This is a genomic window from Bradyrhizobium aeschynomenes (genome assembly GCF_013178945.1).
GTDB classification, from domain to species: Bacteria; Pseudomonadota; Alphaproteobacteria; order Rhizobiales; family Xanthobacteraceae; genus Bradyrhizobium; species Bradyrhizobium aeschynomenes.
Map to the genome: position 1 here is coordinate 342,643 of NZ_JABFDM010000003.1, position 22,165 is coordinate 364,807.

Annotated in this window: 19 protein-coding genes and 1 riboswitch; of the genes, 10 read left to right on the top strand and 9 right to left on the bottom strand. The window is 66.6% G+C overall.

The window, feature by feature from the left end; all coding sequences use genetic code 11:
* Positions 1-5: 5 nt before the first annotated feature.
* The 4 genes from HL666_RS10565 to HL666_RS10580 form a co-directional block, all read right to left on the bottom strand.
* Complete coding sequence (locus HL666_RS10565) at positions 6-1,211, bottom strand: ABC transporter substrate-binding protein (protein ID WP_172132298.1); 1,206 nt, start codon at positions 1,209-1,211, stop codon at positions 6-8.
* Between the two features lie 84 nt (positions 1,212-1,295).
* Positions 1,296-2,147: a fumarylacetoacetate hydrolase family protein gene (locus HL666_RS10570; protein WP_172181309.1), complete on the bottom strand. Its 852-nt coding sequence runs from the start codon at positions 2,145-2,147 to the stop codon at positions 1,296-1,298.
* Between the two features lie 31 nt (positions 2,148-2,178).
* Positions 2,179-3,702: a bifunctional 3-(3-hydroxy-phenyl)propionate/3-hydroxycinnamic acid hydroxylase MhpA gene (gene mhpA, locus HL666_RS10575; RefSeq protein WP_172181311.1), complete on the bottom strand. Its 1,524-nt coding sequence runs from the start codon at positions 3,700-3,702 to the stop codon at positions 2,179-2,181.
* A gap of 69 nt (positions 3,703-3,771) precedes the next feature.
* A complete protein-coding gene (locus tag HL666_RS10580) occupies positions 3,772-4,563 on the bottom strand; it encodes a DNA-binding transcriptional regulator (RefSeq protein ID WP_172181313.1) in 792 nt (263 codons plus the stop codon).
* A gap of 140 nt (positions 4,564-4,703) precedes the next feature.
* On the opposite strand from HL666_RS10580, the gene HL666_RS10585 reads away from it, so the two are divergent.
* Positions 4,704-5,687 carry a VOC family protein gene (locus HL666_RS10585; protein ID WP_172181315.1) on the top strand — a complete coding sequence of 328 codons (984 nt, stop codon included), beginning with the start codon at positions 4,704-4,706 and terminating at the stop codon, positions 5,685-5,687.
* Between the two features lie 13 nt (positions 5,688-5,700).
* Here HL666_RS10585 and HL666_RS10590 read toward each other — a convergent pair whose 3' ends face one another.
* From HL666_RS10590 to HL666_RS10600, 3 genes are all read right to left on the bottom strand, one after another.
* Complete coding sequence (locus HL666_RS10590) at positions 5,701-7,089, bottom strand: ATP-binding protein (protein ID WP_172132301.1); 1,389 nt, start codon at positions 7,087-7,089, stop codon at positions 5,701-5,703.
* 283 nt (positions 7,090-7,372) lie between these two features.
* Positions 7,373-8,104, bottom strand: coding sequence for a response regulator (locus HL666_RS10595; protein ID WP_172112428.1), 732 nt, complete (start codon positions 8,102-8,104; stop codon positions 7,373-7,375).
* Positions 8,101-8,649, bottom strand: coding sequence for a MarR family winged helix-turn-helix transcriptional regulator (locus HL666_RS10600; protein ID WP_172112427.1), 549 nt, complete (start codon positions 8,647-8,649; stop codon positions 8,101-8,103). Before HL666_RS10600 ends, HL666_RS10595 begins: the two co-directional genes overlap by 4 nt.
* A gap of 348 nt (positions 8,650-8,997) precedes the next feature.
* Here HL666_RS10600 and HL666_RS10605 point away from each other — a divergent pair, with 348 nt between their 5' ends.
* The 4 genes from HL666_RS10605 to HL666_RS10620 all read left to right on the top strand — a co-directional run bounded on the left by HL666_RS10605 (position 8,998) and on the right by HL666_RS10620 (position 12,996).
* Positions 8,998-10,077, top strand: a complete 1,080-nt coding sequence (locus tag HL666_RS10605; RefSeq protein ID WP_172112426.1) for a branched-chain amino acid aminotransferase — start codon at positions 8,998-9,000, stop codon at positions 10,075-10,077.
* 382 nt (positions 10,078-10,459) lie between these two features.
* Positions 10,460-11,962 (top strand): histidine--tRNA ligase, encoded by a 1,503-nt coding sequence (gene hisS / locus HL666_RS10610; protein ID WP_376698588.1) that lies wholly within the window; start codon positions 10,460-10,462, stop codon positions 11,960-11,962.
* Between the two features lie 208 nt (positions 11,963-12,170).
* A complete protein-coding gene (locus tag HL666_RS10615; protein WP_172181319.1) occupies positions 12,171-12,374 on the top strand; it encodes a tautomerase family protein in 204 nt (67 codons plus the stop codon).
* A gap of 226 nt (positions 12,375-12,600) precedes the next feature.
* Positions 12,601-12,996, top strand: coding sequence for a thioesterase family protein (locus HL666_RS10620; protein WP_172112424.1), 396 nt, complete (start codon positions 12,601-12,603; stop codon positions 12,994-12,996).
* Between the two features lie 183 nt (positions 12,997-13,179).
* Here HL666_RS10620 and proC read toward each other — a convergent pair whose 3' ends face one another.
* Together proC and HL666_RS10630 are read right to left on the bottom strand one after the other, a co-directional pair.
* Positions 13,180-13,998: a pyrroline-5-carboxylate reductase gene (proC, locus tag HL666_RS10625; RefSeq protein WP_172181321.1), complete on the bottom strand. Its 819-nt coding sequence runs from the start codon at positions 13,996-13,998 to the stop codon at positions 13,180-13,182.
* Positions 13,999-14,116: 118 nt separating this feature from the next.
* Positions 14,117-14,617, bottom strand: coding sequence for a type III secretion system chaperone family protein (locus HL666_RS10630; protein ID WP_172112422.1), 501 nt, complete (start codon positions 14,615-14,617; stop codon positions 14,117-14,119).
* 391 nt (positions 14,618-15,008) lie between these two features.
* Positions 15,009-15,205: riboswitch (FMN riboswitch) on the top strand.
* Positions 15,206-15,281: 76 nt separating this feature from the next.
* On the opposite strand from HL666_RS10630, the gene HL666_RS10635 reads away from it, so the two are divergent.
* The 5 genes from HL666_RS10635 to HL666_RS10655 all read left to right on the top strand — a co-directional run bounded on the left by HL666_RS10635 (position 15,282) and on the right by HL666_RS10655 (position 22,012).
* Positions 15,282-15,881, top strand: coding sequence for a 6,7-dimethyl-8-ribityllumazine synthase (locus HL666_RS10635; protein WP_172181323.1), 600 nt, complete (start codon positions 15,282-15,284; stop codon positions 15,879-15,881).
* A 437-nt stretch (positions 15,882-16,318) separates the two neighbouring features.
* Complete coding sequence (locus tag HL666_RS10640; RefSeq protein ID WP_172181325.1) at positions 16,319-17,545, top strand: MHYT domain-containing protein; 1,227 nt, start codon at positions 16,319-16,321, stop codon at positions 17,543-17,545.
* Between the two features lie 452 nt (positions 17,546-17,997).
* On the top strand, positions 17,998-18,861 hold the full coding sequence (locus HL666_RS10645; RefSeq protein WP_172112419.1) for an FAD binding domain-containing protein: 864 nt from the start codon (positions 17,998-18,000) through the stop codon (positions 18,859-18,861).
* A 230-nt stretch (positions 18,862-19,091) separates the two neighbouring features.
* Positions 19,092-19,592, top strand: a complete 501-nt coding sequence (locus tag HL666_RS10650; protein WP_172112418.1) for a (2Fe-2S)-binding protein — start codon at positions 19,092-19,094, stop codon at positions 19,590-19,592.
* A complete protein-coding gene (locus HL666_RS10655; protein ID WP_172181327.1) occupies positions 19,589-22,012 on the top strand; it encodes an aerobic carbon-monoxide dehydrogenase large subunit in 2,424 nt (807 codons plus the stop codon). Before HL666_RS10650 ends, HL666_RS10655 begins: the two co-directional genes overlap by 4 nt.
* Positions 22,013-22,165 lie beyond the last annotated feature (153 nt).

Genomic DNA, 22,165 nt, shown 5'->3' on the forward strand with positions numbered 1-22,165 from the left:
TCGGCTCACTTGCCGACCAGGCTGCATTTGCTGCGGTCGAGCGGACGAAACGCCTGATCGGGGGCGATCTTCGTCACCAGCTTGACGAAGTCCCAGGGGCCCTTCGATTCCGCGGGGGTCTTGACCTGGACCAGATAGAGGTCGTGCACCATGCGCTGGTCGTCGCGAATCCGGCCGTGGTCCGCGTAGGCGTCCGCAACCGGCGTGGACTTCATCTTCGCCATCACCGTTGCGCCGTCGTCGCTGTCGGCGTCCTTCACCGCCTGCAGATAGTGCCGCACGGCCGAATAAACGCCAGCCTGAATCTGGGACGGCATCGCCTTTCGGCGCGCGTAGAACGCGTCGGAGAAGCGGCGCGCGGCGGGCGAGGCATCCTCGAAGAAGCTGGTGACGATGAGATCGCCCTGCGTCGCCTTGAGGCCGATGGATTCGATGTCCACGTTCTGGAACGACATCGGCACGATCTTCATGCCCTGGGCCGCAAGCCCGAATTCCTCGGCCTGCTTGATGGCCGTCGCGTTGTCACCGGCGACGTTGAGTGCCAGGATCTTGGCGCCGGAGGCCTGGGCCTGCAGCAGGAACGAGCCGTAGTCGGGCGTGCCGAGCTGCGCCTTGACGCTGCCGGCGACGGTGCCGCCGAGCGCGGCGATGCGGGCGCGCGCAGTCGCCTCGACCGAATGGCCGAATGCGTAGTCGCCGGTGATGAAGAACCATGGCTCCTTGCTGGTCTGCATGACCCCCGAGACGACGGCGGTCGCGGTCGAATAGGCGTCGTGTGTCCATTGCACCGAGGTCGGCGCGCACGCCTCGTCGGTGAGCTGGTTGGCGCCGGCCCCCGAAATGAGGAAGATCCTGCCGTTGCTGCGCACCAGCTCCTGCACGCCAAGCGCCGCGCCGGAGCTGCCGCCGTCGGCGATCGCCTGCACGCCGTCCTGCTCGAACCAGCGCCGGGCGACCGCGACCGCGATATCCGGCTTGTTCTGATGGTCGGCCTGAAGGATTTCGATCGGCCTGCCGTTGATGTTGCCGCCGAATTCTTCCGCGGCCATCCGCGCCGCCTCGACTGAGCCGGGGCCCATCGCCGTCGCGAAGATGCCGGTCATGTCGGTGAGCACGCCGATCCGGATCGCCTTCCCTTTGATGTCCGCCTGCGCGGATGAGCCTGCAAGCAGCAACAGCGCGGCGATGCCGGCCGTGAGACGTCGCGACATGATGATCCTCCCCGGATTCAACGATCTTGTTTGTTATGTGGTGTTTGGTTGGTACGCCCAGCGGTTTCACGCGAGGCGGAGACGTCAGGCTGCCGGTTCGGCGGCCACGGGATTGCGCAGCACGCCAACGCCCGAGATCTCGACCTCGACCGTATCGCCGGGCTTCATGAACAGAGGCGGGTTGCGCTTGAAACCGACGCCTCCCGGCGTGCCGGTGACGATCACGTCCCCGGGCAGCAAGGTCATGATCGTCGAGCAATAGACGATCAGATCGGGCACGTCGGTGATGAGGAGATCCGTGGTTGTCCGCTGCACGGTCTCGCCATTGAGGCGGGTCTGCAGCGTCAGCTTGGACGGGTCGGGAATTTCGTCGGCGGTGACCAGCCAGGGGCCGAATGCGCCGGACTGGTCGAAGGTCTTGCCCGACAGGAATTGCGAGGTGTGGCGCTGCCAGTCCCGGATGCTGCCTTCATTGTAACAGGAATAGCCGGCGATGTGCGTCAGCGCATCCTCGCGCCGGACATGCCGGCCGGCCTTGCCGATCACGAGCGCGAGCTCGCCCTCGTAGTCGAAATGATCGGAGACGCGGGGGCGAACGATCGGCTGCAGATGTCCGACCTGGCTGGTCGCAAAGCGTGCGAACAGCGCAGGCTTCTCGGTGACGGTCCGCCCGGTCTCGGCGACGTGGTCGCGATAGTTCAGGCCGACGCAGATGATCTTGCCGGGGTCGGGGATGACGGGCGCGAAGGCGATCGCATCGAGCGGATAGTCGGGCCGTTCGGAGGTGAGCAGCGCGGCGGCGTCGCGAAGCGCATCCGCCTCGAGCAGCGCGCGCAGGCTTTTCGCCGGCAGCCGCCGGCCGAGGTCGACGACACCGTCTCCCTTCACTGCGCCGTAGCCCGGGCGACCGTCGATGACAAAGGAAACAAGTTTCATACGTGAACCCTCTCAGGACAAACGGAAACGATCAGGCGGCACTGGGCAGTGGTGCGAGGAAGGCGAGGCCGGACAACAGCGCCGCGGGATCTTCGCCCCGGCGCACGGCACCCAGGATGTAACGGTCGGGGCGCATCAGCACGGCGTCGAAGCCATGCTGATCGAGCCAGCCGTCGAGGCCGCTGGCTTCCTCGCCACAAAGTATGCTGACGTCGGCGGCCGTCAGGCTGGCATGATGCTGCTCGATCACTGCGGTCCCGAGTCCCGACCGGCACAGCAGCGCGAAGCGATAGCCGACGCGATCGTCGCTGCGGCCGTGATCGCGGCCGCGGAATTGCGGCGTCAGTTGTCCCGTCAGACTGCGATCGCAACAGGCCGGGCCCGGGCCGAGCAGCGGCTTCTGCACGTCGAGCTTGAGCTGGCCGTCGCCCTGTGCCGTGCCGGTCGCGAGTGCCGCCGCGACCGCCTTGGTGTTGATGAGCCCGCCCAGCCGGATCGCGAGCTCGATGAACTCGCGCACGTGCGGCGCGCGCTCGCTCTGATAGGTGTCGAGAAGATCAGGCGTTGCCTTGCCGGCGATCACATGAGCGAGCTTCCAGGCGAGGTTGGCTGCGTCGCGAATGCCGGCACACATGCCCTGGCCGAGGAAAGGCGGGGTCTGATGCGCGGAATCGCCTGCGAGCAGGAACCGTCCGTCGCGCCATTGCCGGGCCACTGCGGAATGGAACGTGTAGACGGCGGCGCGTTCGATCTCGGCCTCTGTGGGCTGGAGCCAGCGCGAGAGCAGCTCCCAGACGCGCGCCGGCTGGACGATGTCGACCGCATCCTCGTCAGGATGAACCGTAATTTCCCAGCGTCGGCGATTGCCGGTACCGCGAATGTAGGTCGCGGGGCGCCGCGGGTTGCAGTGCTGCACGCTGAAATCGCCGAGGTCCGGTCGCTCCTCTTTCAGCAGCACGTCGCAGACCAGCCAGCGCTCGTGAAAGCCGAGATCGTCCAGCGCCGAGCCGATGAAGCGGCGCACCAGCGACCGTGCCCCGTCGCAGCCGACCACATAGGCGCAGGAGATATCGACGAGCCGGCCGGTGGCGAGGTCCTCATAGCGCACGCGGGCGCCGTCTTGGTCCTGCTCGAGCGCGAAGACATCGCAGCGCGTGCGCAGCTCGACGTGAGGCCAGCGCTCCAGGCCGTTGTTGAGCACGGCTTCGAGGTCCGGTTGATGGAAGCGATAGCTCAGATTCCAGCCCATCGCGGTCGGCTCGCGCGGGCGCGGCCAGTCGAGCAGCAATCGCCCCTCGGCATCGACGAAGCGCATGCCGGGACTGAGAGTGAGGTGGGGCAGGATGGCGTCGGCGAGACCAATGGTCTGGAACACGCGCATGCATTCGTCGTCGAAATGTACCGCGCGCGGCAGGTGATAGGCCTTGGCTTCGCGCTCCAGCATCAGAGTGCGGATGCCGCACAGGCCGAGCAAGTTAGCGAGCGTCGAGCCGACGGGCCCGCGACCGACAACCACAATGTCGAAGTTTTGGGAGTTTGCGGCCGTGTTGCTCATGGCCGCATCTGATCCGCAACCGCCTCGCAGCTTCAAGGCGCGGTCACGAACTGTCCGCCCAGCGGACGCTTAACGCTCGACGGGGATGGCGGCTGCGGCGTCGCGCAAGGGCGCCGCGTACTGGGCGACCGCCTCGTCCAGGGTCATGGCGGAGCGGATCCAGATGATCGAGATGCAGCCGAATACGACGTCGTTCCGCACGATCGGAACGGCGATCGACGACGTTTTCGGATTGAACTCGCCCTCGTCGCGGATCGCATAGCCGCGCCGAGCCGTTTCATTCATCATGCGTTGCAGCCGCTCGGGTGCCAGGAAGGTGACGTCCTCGGCATTCTCGATGCGTCGCAAGTGGTTGATGATGAGGTCGCGCTCGGCGGGAGCGCAGGCGGCGAGATAGGCCCGGCCGGCCGAGGTCTGCAGCATCGGCAGGCGCTTGCCGATCATGCTGCGATCGATCGAGAGCGGGCTGCGCGCATGCGTGGTCTCCTGGATGACCATCGCGCCGTTCTCATAGGTCGACAGATCGACCGGCCAGACCAGGGTGCGGCTGAGCTCCGCGAGATAGGGCGCGGCTGCCTCGCAGATGACGATGCCGGGATCATAGCCGTCGCCGAGGCTCAGCGCATGGCGCGTCACCCGGAAGCGGTCGTCACTGGCGCTGCGCGCGACATAGCCGAGCTCCTCCAGTGTTTCGAGCAGGCGATAGACCGTGGGCCGCGGCAGATCGAGCTGGCGTGCGACGTCGCCGGCGCGAATGCCGCCGGACCGATTGACCGCGCGCAGCACGTCGAGGCCCCGCTTGAAGGCGCGGACACCCTCCGCAGGACGGGCGTGCGGAGATCGCGTCCGTTGCTTGGACACTTGGAAAATCCTCCCTGTTCTTCGTTTCCGTCCGCCGATACCGTCTTGAGAACGCGAGCCGGATGCAGGGGCACCAGTCTACTGCAGGACCGCGCGGAGCCGATACGAAATTTGGCCCGCGCCTTTCGGGAGAAAACACCATGGAAATCACGGCGCTCGGTTACGTCGGCATCAAGTCGTTCCAAACAGAGCAGTGGGGACGCATGGCGACCGAGCTGCTGGGGATGCAGCGCATCGATCGTGCGGCCGGGATGCAGGCTTACCGCATGGACGACCGCAAGCAGCGGCTGATCGTCGACGGCAGCGATGATAGCGGACTTGCCGTGATGGGCTGGGAGGTCGGTGACGCCGCTGCGCTCGCGCGGCTGGCCAGCCGTCTCGATGACCATGGGGTGAGGGTCGCCCGCGGCTCGCGCGCGCTGGCCGACGAGCGTCATGTCGCCGAACTGATTTTGTTTCAGGATCCCGCCGGCCATGCGATCGAAGTGTTCTGGGGGGCAGCCGTCGCCTCCGATCCCTTCAGCCCGGGACGTCCGATCTCCGGCTTCCGCACCGGGCCGCTCGGCATGGGACACGTCGTACTCAACGTCGAGGAGGTCGAGCCGCTGCTGGCGTTCTATCGCGACCTGCTCGGCTTTCAGGTCTCCGACTTCGGCCTGACGCCCTACAAGCTGTATTTCTTCCACGTCAACGGCCGGCACCACAGCTTTGCGATGGTCGGCTCCGGCCGCCGGACGCTGCATCATTTCATGGTGGAGCTCGGCAGCCTCGACGACGTCGGCCAGGGCTACGACCTGGCGCAGCTCGACGAGGGACGCGTGGCCTACACGCTGGGCCGGCACACCAACGACCACATGACCTCGTTCTACGTCAACACGCCCTCCGGCTTCTTCATCGAATATGGCTGGGGTGGCCGGGTGATCGATCCCGCGACCTGGCAGCCGCATGAGACCTTCGATGGTCCGTCCTTGTGGGGACACGAGCGACTGTATTTGCCGGACGAGCCGCGCAAGCGCATGCGCGACATGCGACTCTCCGCCGCCGCACGCGGCGTTCGCGTGCCGGACCCGCGCGTTCCGCCGCTGAACTGCGCGTGGCTCGACGCGGTGATCGCGCAGGAATGAGCTATGCGGCGCGCTATACCGGAATCCGCACGCTCGCGCGCAGGCCCCCCATCGGGCTGTCGCCGAGGGTGATGTCGCCGCCGTGGGAGCGAGCGATATCGCGGGCGATGGCCAGGCCCAGTCCGGTGCCGCCTTCGTCCTGGTTGCGCGCGTCGTCGAGGCGCAGGAACGGCTTGAACACCTCCTCGCGCATGGCGGCGGGAATGCCCGGGCCGTCATCGTCCACGGTGATGGTGAGATAGCGGTGGTCGCGATGGCCGGTGATGGCGATCGCGTCGGCATGGCGGGCGGCGTTGGAGACGAGGTTGCCGAGACAGCGCTTCAGCGCCTGCGGCTTCACGGTGACCACCGGCAGGCCGTGGAACGACACCGTGGCGGAATGGCCGTTGCGCTCGGCGTCGCTGCGCAGCTCCTCCAGCGCGTTGGAGATGTCGGTCGGCTGCGCGATCTCGCCATTGTCGCCGCGCGCGAAGGCGAGATAATCCTCCAGCATGTGCGACATCTCGTCGACGTCCTTGCGCATGGCGTCGATCTCGGGACTGTCGCCGAACAGCGCCAGTTCCAGCTTGAAGCGCGTCAGGATGGTGCGCAGATCGTGGCTGACGCCGGCCAGCATCGCGGTGCGCTGCTCCAGGGTGCGCTCGATGCGCGCCTTCATCTCCAGGAAGGCGTGCGCCGCGCGCCGCACCTCGCGCGCACCGCGCGGCCGGAAGTTCGGCACCTCGCGCCCCTTGCCGAAGCTCTCCGCAGCATCCGCAAGCCGCAGGATCGGCTTGATCTGGTTGCGTAGGAACAGCACCGAGACGATCAGCAGGATCGAGGAGGTGCCGACCATCCAGAACAGGAAGATGTCCGTGTTCGAGGCGTAGGCCGCGCCACGCTGGGCGAACACGCGCATCACGGCATCGTCCAGTGCAATGCGGATCTCGACCAGGTTGGAGCGGCCGACCGTGTCGATCCAGTAGGGACGGCTGATCTGGCGGCCGATCTGGCTCGACAGCGACTGGTCGAGCAGGTTGAAGAACGGTTTCGGCCCCGGCGGCGGCATGTCGCCGGCGGGCAGGAAGTCGACCACGAGATTGAGCCGCTGCTGCGCGATCCGGCGCAGCATGGTGCGGTCCTTGTCCTGCGGATAGCCCTTGTAGATGTCGATCAGCGCGGCCACGTCCTGCACCACGGCGGCGGAGAGGCGGCGCGTCACCGTGTTCCAGTGCCGTTCCATGAAGACGCCGGCGACCACCGTCTGCAGGATCACCATCGGCACGATCATGATCAGCAGCGCGCGGGCGTAGAGTCCCGTCGGCATCCAGCCCTTGAAGGCATTGCCGACGATGCTGTTGGCGCGCGACACGCGTCGCGAGGCGGTGCGGATGAAAGTGAGGCCGGTGTCGAGCGTGGTCATGTGCAAAAAGGGGTTTGCAGTTGCACGATCGCGCGCTGCGAAGTCGGTGCACCCTCTCCCCTTGTGGGAGAGGGTGGTTTCGAACGAAGTTCGAAACCGGGTGAGGGGTATGCCTCCGCGATCTCATCTGCGGAGGCATACTCCTCACCCGGCTCGCATTTCGCTACGCTCATGCGATCCACCCTCTCCCACAAGGGGAGAGGGTGCACCGCGTAGGCCGCTGGATGTGTGCACAACTTTGTCGGCGAAGATGGAGCTTTGCCGTGATGCTCGCGTCGGATCATCACCCCGTCACCATCAGCCGGTAGCCGATGCCGCGCACGGCCTGCAGGAACAGCGGATTCGCCGGATCAATCTCCAGCTTGCGGCGAAGGCGGTTGATCTGGACGTCCACGGCGCGCTCGTTGACGGTGCCGTTCCCGGTGAGTGCGCCGCGCGGTACGGTCTCGCCGCGTGCGGTGGCGAGGATGCGCAGCATCTCGCGCTCGCGGTCGGTGAGGTGGACGATCTCCTCGCCCTGTTTCAGCTCGCCGCGTGCCAGATGATAGACGAACGGGCCGAATGCGATCTGCTCGACGACCTCCTCCGCCGGCGGCGGCGCCGCGCGCTTGAGGATGTTGCCGATGCGCAGCGCGAGCTCTCTTGGTTCGAAGGGCTTGGCCACGTAGTCGTCGGCGCCGAGCTGCAGGCCTTCGATGCGGCTTTCGGGCTCGGCGCGTGCGGTCAGCATCACGATCGGAACGGAGGATTGCGTGCGGATGAAGCGAGCGAGGTCGAAGCCGCTCTCGCCGGGCATCATCACGTCCAGAATCAGGAGATCGAAATGCAGTCCCGTCAGCTTGGCGCGGGCATCGCTCGCGCTCGCCGCCGTGGTGACGCGATAACCTTCGCCGCGCAGGAAGCGCGACAGCAGGTCGCGGATGCGGCGGTCGTCGTCGACGAGCAGGAGATGAGGCGCGTCGTCGGCCGGCGTCTGCGGCGGATGTGGTGCGATGGCTGTGATCGTCACGGTCACTCCTTGGCAGCGGCGGCGGGCGTCCTGAAGATGGCTTCCAGCACCTTGTCCGGATCGTCGCGATCGATCATCGCGCGCAGGAATTGCCGGACCTTCTCGGCGCCGGCCGGCCCGACCTGCTCCAGCGCGCGGTCGATGCGCGCGGTTTGCAGTCCGGCGAGCTTGGCCACCAGCGCCTCGCCCTTCGGCGTGGCGAAAAGAAGGCGCTGGCGGCGGTCATTGTTGCCGGTCTTCTGAACGATGTAGTCCTCGTCGAGCAGCTGCTTCAGCACGCGGCCGAGCGACTGCTTGGTGATGCGCAGCACGTCGAGGAGATCGGCGACCTTCAGGCCGGGATAGCGTGTGACGAAATGCATCACGCGATGATGCGCGCGGCCGAAGCCGAACGCCTCCAGCTCATGATCGGCGTCCCCGACGAAATCCCGGTAGGCGAAGAACAGAAGCTCGATGATGTCCCAGCGCAGCGGCTCGCCGGCCGCCGCGGAGGGCTCGGCCGCGCGCAGCTCTGGGCTCAACGTCGGAGACGAGAAATTTATGTCAGCCATATTGACGTTTCTGCGGTTCAATGTTACAAAACAATCGTCCGCTACGAAATTTTAGATCGTTTCATCGGCGGGCGATCGTCTCAAGACGTGTCTGGACGGGCCGAAAGCAACCCGGACGGGCAACCCTGGGCGACAGTGCGAACAACCGTGTGATGTCGAGCGGCATTTCGGCAAACCATACTGGACTTCCGCCGGGCGCAAAAGCATGTCCTGTGGTGGCACGCTTTGCCCGGCGACCGGCTCAATGGCCGGCCGCGGCAAGTCCGAAATTCAAAAAGCCGACTGGCCCGAACGGACGGGTCGGCGCCAGAACTCGCGAATGGCGACCAGAGCGGGGGAAGCAAGGACATGACATTGACATTCGACATCAAGCCGACGACGAGCCCGACCTCCGACCAGGAGCGCGCCGCCAAGCTCGCCAACCCGGGCTTTGGCCGGGTGTTCACCGATCACATGGCCGTGGTCCAGTACAGCCAGGACAAGGGCTGGCATAGCGCGCGCGTCGAATCCCGCGCCAATTTTCCGCTCGATCCAGCGGCCGCCGTCCTGCACTACGCGCAGGAGATCTTCGAGGGGCTGAAGGCCTACAAGCGCGACGATGGCGGCGTGAACCTGTTCCGCCCCGACGCCAACGCCAAACGCTTCTGGAACTCGGCCGAGCGCATGGCCATGGCGCAGCTGCCCGAGAGCGTCTTCATCGAAGCGGTCGAGCAACTCGTCCGCATCGACCGCGCCTGGATTCCGGGCGGCGAAGGCAGCCTGTATCTGCGCCCGTTCATGATCGCCAACGAGGTGTTCCTCGGCGTCAAGCCGTCGGCGGAGTATATCTTCGCCGTCATCGCCTCGCCGGTCGGCTCGTATTTCAAGGGCGGCCCGGCGCCGGTCTCGATCTGGGTCTCGGAGAACTACACCCGCGCCGCGGTCGGCGGCACCGGCGGCGTGAAGTGCGGCGGCAATTACGCCGCCAGCCTCAAGGCGCAGGCCGAGGCGATCGCGCAGGGCTGCGACCAGGTCGTGTTTCTCGATGCGATCGAGCGCCGCTATGTCGAAGAGCTCGGCGGCATGAACGTGTTCTTCGTGTTCGCCGACGGCTCGCTGTCGACGCCGCCGCTCGGCACCATCCTGCCCGGCATCACCCGCGACTCCATCATCAAGCTCGCTCGCGATGCCGGCCGCGAGGTGCGCGAGGAGGCATACTCGATCGACCAGTGGCGCGCGGATGCCGCGAGCGGCAAGCTGAGGGAGGCGTTCGCCTGCGGCACCGCCGCGGTGATCTCGCCGATCGGCAAGGTGCGCTCGACGAGCGGCGACGTGTTGATCAACGGCGGCGACGCCGGCCCGGTCGCCATGGGCCTGCGCAAGCAGCTGGTCGACATCCAGTACGGCCGCAGCCCGGATCCGCACAATTGGATCCGGGATGTGAAGTAGGGGCAGGGCGCTGCTCCATTCGCCGTCATGCCCGGGCTTGTCCCGGGCATCCACGTCGCGGCGGCATGAAAAGTCGTGGATGGCCGGGTCAAGCCCGGCCATGACGAGCCTGAAATCGTGCAGCTTCCCCGGGTTGTGACCCTGCGCCCCGGCTGCTACCAAAGCCAGCAACGCATTCCATCCCGTAGGGTGGGCAGAGGACCGCGATAGCAGTCCGTGCCTACCGCTGCGGCGTTTTCAGCCATGGTGGGCCCGCTCCGCTTTGCCCACCCCACGGTCGAGTCCGATGTCCGACAAACCCAAGAAACCCCAGAAGCTCAAGGCGCGGCTGCCGCGCGGGCTGGAGGATCGCGGCCCGGCGGCGATCGCCGCCACGCGCGAGATGGTCGAGAAGATCCGCGCCGTCTACGAGCGCTACGGCTTCGAGCCGGTGGAGACGCCGGCGTTCGAATACACCGATGCGCTGGGAAAATTCCTGCCCGACCAGGACCGGCCGAACGAGGGCGTGTTCTCGTTCCAGGACGATGACGAGCAGTGGATCTCGCTGCGCTATGACCTCACCGCGCCGCTGGCGCGCTATGTCGGCGAGCGCTACGGCACCGATGGCCTGGTGCTGCCGTATCGCAGCTACCGCTCCGGCTACGTGTTCCGCAACGAGAAGCCCGGCCCCGGCCGCTTCCGCCAGTTCATGCAGTTCGACGCCGACACTGTCGGCTCCGCGTCGCCGGCAGCGGATGCCGAGATGTGCATGATGGCGGCGGATACGCTGGAGGCGCTCGGCATTGCCCGCGGCGACTACGCGATCAAGGTCAACAACCGCAAGGTGCTCGACGGCGTCATGGAGTCGATCGGGCTCGGCGGCGACGAGAACATCGGCCGCAGGCTGACCGTGCTGCGCGCGATCGACAAGCTCGACCGTCTCGGCGAACGTGGCGTGCGCGAACTGCTCGGCGCCGGCCGCAAGGATGAGAGCGGCGACTTCACCAAGGGCGCCGGTCTCGATGAGGTGCAGATCAAGAAGATCGAGACCTTCGTCAATGCGCGCGCGCGGGTGGCGCCGCCGACGCTCGCTTATGCCGGCGACAAGGACGTCGCGCAGCGGCTCGCCGGCGATGCCGATCGCAAGGAGAGCGAGTACGACGTGGCGCGCCGCATCGTCGACATGCTGCGCGAAACCTTCGCCGACTCGAAGCTCGCGGTCGATGGCCTCAACGAACTCGTCGAGATCGCCCGCCTGGTCGATGCCGCCGGCTATCACAGCCAGATCATGGTCGATCCGTCGGTCGTACGCGGCCTCGAATACTACACGGGCCCGGTGTTCGAAGCGCAGTTGCTGGCCGCGATCCCGAACGAGAAGGGCCAGCCGGTGGTGTTCGGCTCGGTCGGCGGCGGCGGCCGTTACGACGGCCTGGTCTCGCGCTTCCGCGGCGAGCCGGTGCCGGCGACCGGCTTCTCGATCGGCGTGTCGCGGCTGCAGGCGGCGCTGACCTTGCTCGGCAAGCTCGACACGCGGCCGGCCTTCGGGCCGGTGGTCGTCACCGTGTTCGATCGCGACCGTGTCGCCGACTATCAGAAGATGGTCTCGACCCTGCGCAACCACGGCATCCGCGCCGAGCTCTATCTCGGCAACCCGAAAAACATGGGCAACCAGCTCAAATATGCCGACCGCCGCAACGCGCCCTGCGTCATCATCCAGGGTTCGGACGAGAAGGCGCGCGGCGAGGTGCAGATCAAGGATTTGATCGAGGGCGCCAAAGCCGCCGCCGCGATCGCCTCCAACCAAGAATGGCGCGAGAGCCGCCCGGCTCAGGTCTCCGCCAAGGAGGACGAACTGGTCGCCGCCGTCCGCGAGGTGCTCGCGCGCCACGACGTGAGCTGGGGGTAGAGGAAGGTCGTCATGCGCAGGCTTGACCCGCGCATCCATCAAACGGCGCCGTCGATTTTGGTACGTCATTGCGAGCGAAGCGAAGCAATCCAGGGCCAAGCAGAACGATCTTTCGGAGCAGCCCTGGATCGCTTCGTCGCTTCGCTCCTCGCGATGACGAATTCCACCCACAAGTCGTGAGTACGACTGAAAATAGCAGGAGCAACTAATGCCCGAGATCACCATCAACATGGCCGCCGGCCGCACCGACGAGCAGAAGACCAACATGATGCGCGACATCAGCAAGGCGCTGGTGACGCATCTCGGCGTCGATCCCGAGGCCGTCGTCATCCAGATCAACGAGGCGCCGCTGGCGCACAAGATGAAGGGCGGCAAGACCTTCGTTGAGCGCCTGGCCGAGCAGAAGAAGTAGTTGATCGCCGTTACGCCGAAGCGAAGCCAATAGCATCTGTTTCGATCACCACCGCTGTCGTCCCGGCGAAAGCCGGGACCATACCCCCTGGAAGCGGTTTGAGGCAGGCTGGTCGTTGGCTTTTTGCCCGTTACGACCGCCGCGGCGTATGGGTCCCGGATCGGCGCTGCGCCGCGCTGTCGCGCGTCGCAGCTTGTCCGGGACGACGACTGAACTCGGAGCCACCATGGACGCACGTGACATCATCAAGCCGGGGATGCGCGCCGAGCGTCTGCTCGTGGTGCCGCCGGAGCGCACCGTCGGGCATTTCGTGCCTCATATGCCGATGGTCTATGCGACGCCGATGATGATCCTGGAGATGGAGATGACGTCGGGAGACGCCATCAACCCGGCGCTGCCGCCGGGCTGGGTCACGGTCGGCACCGAGGTCAATGTCCGCCATCTCGCGGCATCGCCGGTCGGCGCGACCATTCGCACGGTCGCCGAGGTTATCGAGGTCGAGCGCCGCGTCATCCGCTTCAAGGTCGAGGCGTTTCATGGCGAGGTGAAGATCGGCGACGGCCGTCACGGCCGTGGCCTGATCAATGTCGAGCAGTTCAAGAAGCGCTTCGCGGTGCCGTAACTTACCTTACTGGAGGGGACAGGCGGCGGACGAGGTTGCTTACTGCGCGCAACGACCAGTCTTGCGTCAAACAAGCTTGTCATGCGCGGGCTTGACCCGCGCATCCATCTTCTCATCAGCCGGTCTTGCGAAGCGGATGGATTGCCGGGTCAAGCCCGGCAATGACGGCGGAGGGTGTGAGAGCTACTTCGCCAATTCCTTCGAGCGGGCCGTCGCGGCCGCCACGGCACGCTCCAGCAGCGGCTGGAAGCCGTCCGTCCCCATCAGCACCGACAATGCCGCCGCGGTGGTGCCGCCGGGCGAGGTGACGTTCTGGCGCAAAATCGCGGACGGCTGCTCCGACAGGCGCAGCAGCTCGCCGGCGCCGGACACCGTGTGGCGGGCGAGCTTGGTCGCCAGCGCCTCGGGCAGGCCGGCGGCGATGCCGGCGCGTGCGAGCTCCTCGGCGAGCAGGAAGACGTAAGCGGGGCCGGAGCCAGACACGGCGGTCACCGCATCCATCAGGGCCTCGTCATCGACCCATTCGACCGCGCCGGTGGCGCGCAACAGCGCATCGGTCAGCGTGCGCTGCGCGGCGCTGACATTGGCGGCGGGCACCGCGACGGTGATGCCGCGGCCGATCGCGGCCGGCGTGTTCGGCATCGCGCGCACGACCGCGCCGCCCACCACGTCCTGCAGGCTGGCGATCGTGGTGCCGGCCATGATCGACAGCACCAGCGTGCCGTCGTCGACCCACCGCTTCAGCGCCGGGCCGGCCTCGCGGAACATCTGCGGCTTGACGGCAAGGATGACGACCTCGGCCGGAGCGGCATCAGCCGGATTGAGGCGGACGCCGCGGGCCGCCAGCGCGGTGATCTCCGCCGACGGCATCGGCTCGATCACCACCACCCGCGCCGGATCGAGCCCGCCGGCCAGCCAGCCGGTCAGCATCGCGCCGCCCATCTTGCCGGCGCCGGCCAGCACGATGGTGCCGGTGGTGTTCTGGAGTTCGGATCTGGTCATCAAGCCACCGCTTGTCATGGCCGGGCTTGCCCCGGCCATCCATCGACAAAGAGAAGCGGCTGTTAGAAGGGAGATGGTTGCGCGGGTCAAGCCCGCGCATGACGAGAGGCGGGGGGCCCTACGCCTCGCCCGCCGTGTCGAACAGCGCCGCCGCCATGGCGTCCTGGGTCGACTTGCCGGCCCAGACCACGAACTGGAACGCGGGGAAATAGCGCTCGCAGGCGTGGATGGCGCCGGCGAGCATGCTCTCGCATTGCGGGCCGGAGGCGGTGATGCCGCCGGGCAGCACCAGGGCCTGGCGGTGCATGACCATGCCGGTGTGGGTCCAGATGTCGAAATGGCCGAGCCAGAGCTGCTCGTTGATCGCCGCGATCAGCCGCTGCACCTCGGCGCGGCGCGCCTCTGGAATCTTCATGTCGAAGGCGCAGGCCAGATGCAGTGCCTCGATCTCGCCCATCCACGTGAAGGAGAGCTGATAGTCGGTCCACTGCCCCTTGGAAGCGATCGTGATCTCGTCCTCGCCGGAGCGCTCGAACATCCAATTGTTGTCGGACGCGATGTTCTCCACCACGCTCAAGGGATGATCTCCGGAATCGATAGTGCTTTCGAGCAGGGACATGCCGTCTCGACCTCGTCTTCTTGATCTCGTTGGTACTTACGCGGCGACCCGGCCCGCACCCTCTCGGCGCTTCGAGACCCGGCTTGCAGTCCCGGAGGTACCCCGGGCGTGCGAGGACAAACTGATGTGATTTGCGGAATCTGCGCAACGGGGGGGTGAGTCCGTCCACAGCCAAACACCGCTTCGTCCACAACTCCTGTCCAGCCTGTGGAATCAGGCCGTTTGAGAACAAAACGGAATCGGATTCGCCGCAAACCGCCCGTTCGGGCCGATTTGGCCGCGGGAATGACGTCTGCGGCCGCATGGCGGCCCCTCATAGCCGCCGCGCGTCAGGCCTTGCCGCAGCGGCGGAGCCCCTGCATAGTCCGTTCGGGCCGTCCAGCCGGGCGGCTCATGTTCTCAGGGCGGGGCGAAATTCCCCACCGGCGGTAAGCGGTCTCGGTCGAGAGCGCGAGCCCGCGAGCGCCTTCTCTGGCAGACCTGATCTGGAGAATTCCGTTCTCTTTGATCGCGTCGGCAAGGGAAGGGTCAGCAGATTCGGTGCGACTCCGAAGCCGACGGTCACAGTCCGGATGAAAGAGAACGGGTCCCGGCACCCTGCGCACTCAGCGCGGGGGCGTCGTCGTTCCGTGTGCCCTGATTCTGGTCTCTATTGAGGACAACCATGAATCAGATGCTGCAAGACACCATCGACACCACCACCGATATCGCCACTGAAGCCGTGCCGCCGGCGGACACGCCGGCTGCATCCCCGCCTGACGACTCGCCCCCGGCGCCGTCGCATCCGCGCTTCGCCAAGCCGCAGCGCGTCGCCTTCGTCCAGTCGGCCTGGCATCGCGACGTCGTCGCGGAATGCCGGATTGCGTTTCTGGACGAGATCGAGGCACGCCACATTCCGCGCGACCGGGTCGACATCTTCGAGGTGCCCGGCTCGTTCGAGATCCCGCTGCATGCACAGCTGCTCGCCAAGACGCGGCGCTATACCGCGATCGTCGCGGCCGGCCTCGTCGTCGACGGCGGCATCTACCGCCACGAGTTCGTCGCCGACACCGTCATCAAGGCGTTGATGGACGTGCAGCTGCGCACCGAGGTGCCGGTGTTCTCCGCCGTGCTGACGCCACAGCAATTCCACGAGACGCAGGCGCATTTCGAGTTCTTCAGGAAGCATTTTGCAACCAAGGGCGTCGAGGTGGCGACGGCCTGCGCGGAGACTCTGCTCAGCCTGGAGCGACTGCGCAGCCAGGTCGCGGCGGGGATCATCTGAGGCTGACGATGTGTAGCCGGTTAAGCCGGCCGCACATGCTTCAGTATTGGAAGCCAAGGTCTCGCCGCGACGGCAGCCTGCTCCCCTCCCCCTTGCGGGGAGGGGTTGGGGGTGGGGGTCTCCGGGCGCTGAAGTCCATGAGGAGACGCACCCCCGCCAAGATACTTTCCCGCAGTCGAGGCTCATCAATGTGAGCGGAATGCGTGGACCCCCACCCCCGACCCCTCCCCGCAAGGGGGAGGGGAGCGCACTGCCGTTGCGGCGGGAGCTCGAATCCCAACTTCGCCGAGGACCGGGAGGTGGCGCCCACACCCGCTCGCAACCCAGCGACATCACGCCCTCTCGCGCTCCCCGCCTTGTGTTGTCATCCCCCGCTCGCCCCCTGTAAAACCTCCTCCGGGAGGAGGCTGGCCCGTGGCGACGGGCGGCCGGCAAGGATGATCGAAGGATACGATCCTTATCTCGTCGCGCTCTCGGTCGTGATCGCGAGCCTGGGTGGCTATACCGGATTCAGTCTCACCGCGCGCATTCGCAGCGGGCCGGGGGCTAGTCCGCGCGTGCTGCTGTCCGGGGCCGCGGGCATTCTCGCGGTCGGTATCTGGACCATGCATTTCGTGGGCATGATGGCCGCGCCGCTGCCTGCCGATGCCGTCTATCTGGTGTTGCCGACCGTCATCTCCTTCCTGATCTGCGCGCTGGTCGTCGGCGTCTCCCTGTTCTTCGTCAGCATCGGCGATGCTTCGCCGCAGCGCGTCGTGCCCTCGGCGCTGCTGCTCGGCGCCGGCATCGCCAGCATGCATTATGTCGGCATGCACGGCCTCGCCGGCCACTTCGGGCTGACGCATGATCCGCTGCTGGTGGCGCTGTCGGTCGCGATCGCGATCGTCGCCGCCTATGGCGGCCTGCGCATCTTCCTGGCGCGGCAGGACGGCCTGCGGCTCGCCATCAGCGCGCTGGCGTTCGGTATCGCTGTCTCCGGCATGCATTACACGGCGATGCTGGGCATGCATGTCGTACCGGCCGGCGAAGGCCATCATCATCAGGCCGCAGGATTGGCCGCGTCGCCCCAGGTGCTGGCGATCGTCGTGGCCGTGCTGTGCTTCGTCGTGGCCGCAGGGTTCCTGCTGTCGCTCGTGCCCGACCCGCGCCGTGCGGCGGAGCCGGCTTTCTTGGTGCGGCCCGTCGCCGCCCCGGACCTCGCGCCGGAGCCGATCGTGCCGCAACCCGTGGCGGCCGCCCCTCCCGACGCGCTCGAAAGCGTCTCGCCCGCGCGCATCAAGGCCGCGCCGCTCGGCGGCATCGGCCAGCCGCCGCGCATCGCCGCAGCCCGGCTTCCGCTCGAAGGCGCCAACGGCACCCATTTCATCGACGCCGGGGATGTCCGCAGCGTCCGTGCCGATGCGCATTACACCAGGGTGCACGACGGAACCCGCGAGCGGATGTGCCCGTGGTCGATCTCCGAGGCCGAGGCGCAGCTCGATCCCGGCCGCTTCATCCGCGTCCACCGCAGTCACATCGTCGCGATCGAGCACGTGACCTTCGTCGGCAAGGAGGGCGAGGGCGCGATCATCGAGCTCGACGGCCCGTCGAAGCCGCGCGTGCCGGTGAGCCGCGCCAAGGTCGCCGAGGTCAAGGCGCGGCTCGGGTTGCGTCGGCCGGCGTGAGCTGTTCGCGCCAGCAAAATGACTTGCGCAGTTGGTTGTGCGTCGCACGCGTTCGATCCGGGGCTATCGCATATGGAGATGCAGGGCCGTCGCGACCAGCGATCCTGCAAATGAGTGACTCCGTCATGCCCGGGACGAGCCCGGCCATGACGGCGAGGAGGAAGCTGAACTCAAGGTTGGTTCAGCGAGTGTGGGGCCCTGCCGATCGGATCGGCCTCGCGGCGCGCCTGATTAGGTCGCCTTGGCTGTCGCAATTCGTGCGCGCTGATCCGCAACTCGTGCGAATTCATCGCTCTCCGTGCCGCCTTCGTTGCGCGAACCGCAGATCCGGATCGAACCTGTCACCAACGACGCGATGCGCCGGGGGGCGTCCTTCGCTCTTGCAGCACGAACGCCCGCAGCATCCGCGCGAAGCCAAGCCGTCAAGGCAAGCAAGTCCAGGAGGGAACGCCATGATCCCAGGTCCGTTCGACTATCACCGCCCCGCGAGTGTCGGCGACGCGATCAAGCTGCTCGCCGATCTCGGCGACGAGGCCCGTCCGCTCGCCGGCGGCCACAGCCTGCTGCCGATGATGAAGCTGCGGCTGGCGACGCCTGCGCACCTGATCGATCTTCACGGCATCGCCGGCCTCAAGGGCATCTGCCGCGAGGGCGACCGCATCGCGATCGGTGCCATGACGACGCAGGCCGAGTTGCTGGCCTCGAACGACATTGGTGAGGCGTTGCCGATCCTGCATGAGACCGCGTTGCTGATCGCCGATCCGCAGGTGCGTTACCGCGGCACGATCGGCGGCAACGTCGCCAACGGCGATCCCGGCAACGACATGCCGGCGCTGATGCTGGCGCTGGACGCGACCTATCGGCTCGAAGGCCCGAACGGCGCGCGCGAGGTGCCGGCGCGGGAGTTTTATCAGGGCGCGTATTTCACCGCGCTCGAGCCCGGCGAGATCCTGACGGGGGTGAGCATTCCGGTCCCGCCCGCCGGGCACGGCTACGCCTATGAGAAGCTGAAGCGCAAGGTCGGCGATTATGCGACCGCGGCAGCAGGTGTCGTGCTGACGATGGCTGCCGGCAAGGTGGCGAGCTGCGTGATCTCGCTGACCAACCTGCATGAGACGCCGCTGCTGGCGAGTGATGCGGCGAATGCCGTGATCGGCACCACGCTCGACGACGCCGCGCTGAAGGCCGCCGCGAACGCGGCGCGGGCGATCATGCAGCCGGCGTCCGATGCGCGTGGTCCGGCCGAGTATCGCATCCATGTCGGCGGCATCATGGTGATGCGCGCGCTGCAGCGCGCGGCGAGCCGGGCGAAGTAGCAGCATCGCCGTAGCCGCCGGCCACAATGCGGAGCCCACCTCGCCCCACGGCACGCTCTCTCCTCTCCCTCCCCCCTTGTGGGGGAGGGGCGGGGAGGGGGGGAGCCCCAAGCGAGACTGCTGCCGTGGACCCCCACCCCCGCCCCCTTCCCGCAAGGGGGAGGGGAGCGCACCGCTCGGGAGGCTGATAGCTCGGCCCAAAGTTGACAGAATTTTCCAGGGAGCACCGAATGCCCAAAACCCACATCACGATGAAAGTGAACGGCAGCGAGGTCGAAGGTCTCGCCGAGCCGCGCACGCTTCTGGTCCACTTCCTGCGCGAGCAGGCGCAGCTCACCGGCACCCATATCGGCTGCGAGACCAGCCATTGCGGCGCCTGCACGATCGACATCGACGGCATGAGCGTGAAGAGCTGCACCATGCTCGCCGTGCAGGCCAATGGCGCCGAGATCACCACGATCGAAGGCATGGCCAATGCGGACGGCACCCTGTCGCCGCTGCAGGAAGGCTTCCGCATGATGCATGGCCTGCAATGCGGCTTTTGCACGCCCGGCATGATTGTTCGCGCGCACCGGCTGCTGAAGGAGAATCCGTCGCCGACGGAGGCGGAGATCCGCGCCGGCATCTCCGGCAACATCTGTCGCTGCACCGGCTATCAGAACATCGTCAAGGCGATCCAATACGCCGCCGCCAAGATCAACGGCGTGGAATTCCAGGAGGCCGCGGAATGAACGACCTGACTCCCACGCGGGAACAACGCGAAGCCGCGCTCGAAGGCATGGGCTGCCGGCGCAAGCGCGTCGAGGACATCCGCTTTACCCAGGGCAAGGGCAACTACGTCGACGACGTCAAGCTGCCGGGCATGCTGCACGGCGACTTCGTGCGCTCGCCGCATGCCCATGCCCGCGTGAAGGCGATCCACACCGAGGAGGCGCTGAAAGTGCCCGGCGTGCTCGCGGTCATCACCGCCGAGACGCTGAAGACCGTCAACCTCGCCTGGATGCCGACCCTCGCCGGCGACGTGCAGATGGTGCTCGCCGACGGCAAGGTGCTGTTCCAGAACCAGGAGGTCGCCTTCGTGGTCGCGACCGACCGCTATGCCGCCGACGACGGCGTCTCCAAGGTGGTCGTCGACTACGAGCCGCTGCCGGTGCTGGTCGATCCGTTCAAGGCGATGGACCCGGATGCACCCGTGCTGCGCGAGGACCTCGCCGGCAAGACCTCGGGCGCGCACGGCCCGCGCAAGCATCACAACCACATCTTCGAATGGACCGTTGGCGACAAGGATCTCACCGACGCGGCGTTCAAGAAGGCGGATGTGACGATCAAGGAGATGATCTCCTATCACCGCACCCATCCGTCGCCGCTGGAAACCTGCCAGTGCGTGTGCTCGTTCGACAAGGTCAAGGGCGAGCTGACGATCTGGGGCACGTTCCAGGCGCCGCATGTCATCCGCACCGTGGTGTCGTTGATCGCGAAGCTCCCTGAGCAGAAGATCCATGTCATCGCGCCGGATATCGGCGGCGGCTTCGGCAACAAGGTCGGCGCCTACCCTGGCTATATCTGCGCGGCGGTGGCGTCGATCGTCACCGGCAAGCCGGTGAAATGGGTCGAGGACCGCATCGAGAACCTCACCGCCACCGCGTTCGCGCGCGACTATCACATGACCACCGAAATCGCGGCGACCAAGGACGGCAAGGTCACCGGCCTGCGCGTCCACGTGCTCGCCGATCACGGCGGCTTCGACGCCTGCGCCGATCCGTCGAAATGGCCGGCCGGCTTCTTCAACATCGTCACAGGCTCCTACGATTTCCCGGTCGCGCATCTCGCGGTCGACGGCGTCTACACCAACAAGGCGCCGGGCGGCGTCGCCTATCGCTGCTCGTTCCGCGTCACCGAGGCGGCCTATTGCATCGAGCGCGCGATGGACATCCTCGCGCAGAAGCTCGGCATGGATCCTGCTGAATTGCGCCTGAAGAACTTCATCAAGCCGGAGCAGTTTCCCTATCACTCGGCGCTCGGCTGGGAATATGATTCCGGCGACTACCACACCGCCATGCGCAAGATGATGGAGAGCGTCGACTACGCCGGTCTCCGCAAGGAGCAGGCCGAGAAGCGCGCTGCGTTCAAGCGTGGTGAGACCCGGGAGATCATGGGCATCGGCATCGGCTTCTTCACCGAGATCGTCGGTGCCGGCCCGTCGAAGAACTGCGACATCCTGGGGATCGCGATGTTCGATTCCTGCGAGATCCGCCTGCATCCGACCGGGGCCGGCATCGCGCGGATGGGCACCAAGAGCCAGGGCCAGGGCCATGAGACCACCTGGGCGCAGATCATCGCCAGCGAGATCGGCATTCCCGCCGATAATATTATGGTCGAGGAGGGCAACACCGACACCGCGCCTTACGGCTTGGGCACCTATGGCTCGCGCTCGACGCCGGTCGCCGGCGCCGCCATCGCGATGGCGGCGCGCAAGATCAAGGCCAAGGCGCAGATGATCGCGGCCTACAAGCTCGAGGTCCACGAGGACGATCTCGAATGGGACATCGACGGCTTCCGGGTCAAGGGCCTGCCCGAGAAGGCGATGTCGATGAAGGACATCTGCTGGGCGGCGTACAACTCGGTGCCGCCGGGCATGGAGCCGGGGCTGGAGGCTGTCAGCTACTACGATCCGCCCAACATGACCTATCCGTTCGGCGCCTATCTCTGCGTGATGGACATCGATGTGGATACGGGCGTGTACAAGGTTCGGCGCTTCTACGCACTCGACGATTGCGGCACCCGCATCAACCCGATGATCATCGAGGGCCAGGTCCATGGCGGCCTGACCGAAGCCTTCGCCATCGCAATGGGCCAGGAGATCCGTTACGACTCCGAGGGTAACGTCGTCACCGGCTCGTTCATGGATTTCTTCATGCCGACCGCGGTGGAGACGCCGCATTGGGAGACCGACTACACGGTAACCCCGTCGCCGCACCACCCGATCGGCGCCAAGGGCGTCGGCGAAAGCCCGAATGTCGGCGGCGTGCCGGCGTTCTCGAATGCGGTCAATGACGCGTTCTCGTTCCTCGGCGCCACCCACATCCAGATGCCCCACGACTTCTGGCGCAACTGGCAGGCGGCGAAGAATTTAGGTGTGGTTGCGGCCTAATCGCAGCCCACAAGCGTCCGCCGCACATGCGGTGCGTTCCCTCCCCCCTTGTGGGGGAGGGCTAGGGAGGGGGGCCCCCACGGGCAGTCTGCCTGGAGACCCCACCCCCGACCCCTCCCCGCAAGGGGGAGGGGAGCTCACCTCCGATGGCGA